Genomic DNA, 3,463 nt, shown 5'->3' with positions numbered 1-3,463 from the left:
TATTAAAGTAACAATATATGGGAATATCTTCAATAATACTCCTGGTATTGCTGACAATGCTGGTATTGCTTGAGATACGTTAGCTATAGTTGAAGCAAATCCAAAGAAAAATGTTGCTCCTAATATTCCAAGAGGTTTCCATTGTCCAAATATAAGGGCTGCTAACGCTAGGAATCCAAGTCCTGCAACATTACCATTAAACTCTCCGGAATATGTTAGTAATATTATTGCACCACCTAAAGCTGCCATTCCTCCTGACACCATAACTCCTATATATCTCATTTTGAAAACACTTATACCAGCAGCTGCTGCCGCTTGTGGATGTTCTCCACATGATCTTAATCTTAATCCAAAACTTGTTTTATATAATAAGAAAGTACTAACAATTAAGATTATTATTACAAGCCATGTAGTTGCATATGTTTTAGTAAAGAATAGTGGTCCTATTACTGGAATACTAGATAATATAGGAATATCCTTTGGTATAAATCCTGCTGTTACTCTTATATTACCACTTCCTGTAATGTTTCTAGCTAAGAATACTGTTAATGCTCCAGCTATCATATTTATTGCTGTACCACTAATTACTTGATTTGCGTTTAAGTTTATACTTGCAAAAGCATGTAATAGTGAAAATAAAACTCCTACTAATGTCGCTACTAATAAACCTATCCATAAAGCTCCTGCTACTCCGTTTGCTTGTAGCTTTGAAACTGTTAATGCTCCTGCAAATGAACCTATTATCATAAGTCCATCTAATCCTATATTTACAACTCCACTTCTTTCACAATAAAGTGCTCCTAATGCTGTTATTAAAAGAGGCACTGTAAAAGAAATTGCATATGGAAAAATTTGTACTATTATACTCCACATTATTTTTCCACCACCCTTTCAGAAGAACTATTTTTACCTTTTGGATTATCTTTTTTAGATTTCTTAAATTTCTTTATTACTTTATCCATTATCATACTTGTTGCTGAGAAATAAATTATTGTAGCCATTATAGTATCTGCAAGTTCTGGTGGTACCTTTACTGCTGCATTCATAAAGCCTTTTCCAACATACAATACTCCAAAGAATAATGCTGAGAAGAAAACTCCTATTGGATTACTTGCTCCAAGTAAAGCTACTGCTATACCATCAAATCCTTGGCTTGGCATAACTCCTATTTGCATTATGTTTGAGTTACCTGTGTATTGTATAGCTCCTGCAAGTCCTGATAAGGCTCCAGCTATCATCATAGAAATTATTATATTTCTATTAACTGGCATACCTGCATATTCTGCTCCAAATCTATTAAATCCAACAGCCTTTAATTCATATCCTAAAACTGTCTTATTTAATATAAACCAAACTATAAAAACAGCTATTATAGCTAAGAAAATACCTAAGTTTATATATGATCCTTGAAAAATATTTGATAGCCAAGATGCTTTTAAAGTTGCTGAATCTGCTAACATTTTTGATTCAGTTTCTAAAAATTCTCCTTTAAAATATCTTGGAATATTGTAATAAACTATCCAATAAGCTACCCAGTTCATCATTATTGAAGAAACAACTTCGTGAACATTAAATTTAGCTTTTAATAATCCTGGAACCGTTGCCCATATAGCTCCACCTAATATACCTGCTAATACCACTATAGGAACTAATATAAGTTTTGGTAAATCTAATGATAGTCCTACTGCTATTGAGCAAAATCCTCCAAATAGCATTTGGCCCGGTGCTCCTATGTTAAATAACCCTGTTTTAAATGCAAAAGCAACTGAAAGCCCTGTAAGTACTAATGGTGTTGCTGTAGCTATGGTATTACCTATTCTTTCTAGGTTCTTTAACCCACCTTTAAATAAATACTCATATCCTTCCATAGGATTGAATCCCATAATAAGCATCAATATAGCTCCAGCTATAAGACCTAATATTATGGCCATAATAGCTTTTAAACCTTGATTTTTTTCCATTAGCTTTCACCTCTCTTTATTCCTGCCATCATTAATCCAACTTCATTTTCATCTGTTTCAGAGGCATTTACTACTCCTATAAGTTCGCCATTGTTAACAATAGCAATTCTATCTGAAACATTTAGTATCTCGTCTAACTCTAATGATACTAAAAGTACAGCTTTCCCATTATCTCTTTGTTCAACAAGTCTTTTGTGTATGTATTCTATTGATCCAACATCCAATCCCCTTGTTGGTTGAACAGCTATTAATAAATCTGGATTTGATTGAACCTCACGTCCAATTATTCCTTTTTGTTGATTTCCTCCTGATAAAGATCTAGCCATTGATTTTCCACCTTCACCAGCTCTTACATCAAAAGTTTCTATTATGTTATCTGCATATTCAGTTATTTTACTTCTATTTATAAGTCCATTTTTAGAAAATGGTTCGTTTTTATAAACTTTAAGAACCATATTATCTTCCATTGTATAATCAAGAATAAGTCCTCTTTTATGTCTATCTTCTGGAATATGTGCTATCCCATCATCAATTCTATTTCTTATTGAAGCTTTAGTAATATCTTTTCCATTAAAGAATATACTTCCACTTTCTGCGTCTCTCATACCTGTTATAGCTTCTACTAATTCTGTTTGGCCATTTCCTTCTACTCCGGCTATACCAACTATCTCACCTTTTCTTACATTTAAAGAAAAGTCTTTTAATCCTAAAACTTTTTTATTATTTTTAACATTTAAATTTTCTATTTTTAATACTTCTTCTCCTGGGTTAGCTTCACATTTATCAACTTTAAATGATACTTGTCTTCCAACCATCATCTTAGCCATATCTGCTTCAGTTGTTGTTTTAACATCAACTGTTCCTATACATTTACCTCTTCTTATAACTGTACATTTATCTGCAGCTGCTTTAATTTCTTTTAACTTATGTGTAATTAATATTATTGATTTTCCTTCTTTTATAAGGTTTTGCATTATTTTGATTAAATCATCAATTTCTTGAGGAGTTAAAACGGCTGTTGGTTCGTCAAATATAAGAACCTCAGCATTTCTATATAACATTTTTAAAATTTCAACACGTTGTTGCATACCAACGGATATATCTTCAATTTTTGAGTATGGATCAACATTTAAGCCATAGGTTTTGGATAATTCATCTATTCTTTTTGCTGCACTTTTTATATCAACTGTTAAAAACTTTTTAGGTTCACAACCTAAAATTATATTTTCTGTTACAGTAAAGTTCTCTACTAGTTTAAAATGTTGATGAACCATTCCTATTCCTAAGTCATTTGCCACATTTGGATTAGATATTTTAACTTCTTTTCCATTTACTTTAATTACTCCTGCTTCTGGTTGATACATTCCAAATAACATTCCCATTAAGGTAGATTTTCCTGCACCATTTTCACCTAAAAGAGCATGAATTTCTCCTTTTTTTAGTTGTAATGTAACATTATCGTTTGCTACAATCCCTGGAAATTCTTTTCGAATGTTAAGCAT

The 3,463-nt window shown here is 31.7% G+C and carries 3 protein-coding genes; all 3 read right to left on the bottom strand.

Annotated elements, in window-relative coordinates; all coding sequences use genetic code 11:
• Window positions 1-873, bottom strand: an 873-nt coding sequence (locus AAT22_RS10445; protein ID WP_047001163.1) for an ABC transporter permease, incomplete at its 3' end; no start/stop codon positions are given.
• Window positions 873-1,961, bottom strand: coding sequence for an ABC transporter permease (locus AAT22_RS10440; RefSeq protein ID WP_016209185.1), 1,089 nt, complete (start codon window positions 1,959-1,961; stop codon window positions 873-875). The genes AAT22_RS10440 and AAT22_RS10445, both read right to left, overlap by 1 nt.
• Window positions 1,961-3,463 (bottom strand): ABC transporter ATP-binding protein (locus tag AAT22_RS10435; RefSeq protein ID WP_047001162.1); only part of this gene is annotated, 1,503 nt, incomplete at its 5' end. The genes AAT22_RS10440 and AAT22_RS10435, both read right to left, overlap by 1 nt.

Source organism: Clostridium sp. C8 (genome assembly GCF_001010885.1).
GTDB lineage: Bacteria > Bacillota > Clostridia > Clostridiales > Clostridiaceae > Clostridium > Clostridium sartagoforme.
The sequence above is the reverse complement of the archived record's forward strand: the minus strand, read 5'-3'. Positions and strand labels throughout refer to the sequence as shown.

Excerpts from the sequence above, each read along its gene's own strand:
- AAT22_RS10440 (WP_016209185.1), bottom strand. The coding sequence starts at position 1,961 with ATGGAAAAAAATCAAGGTTTAAAAGCTATTATGGCCATAATATTAGGT.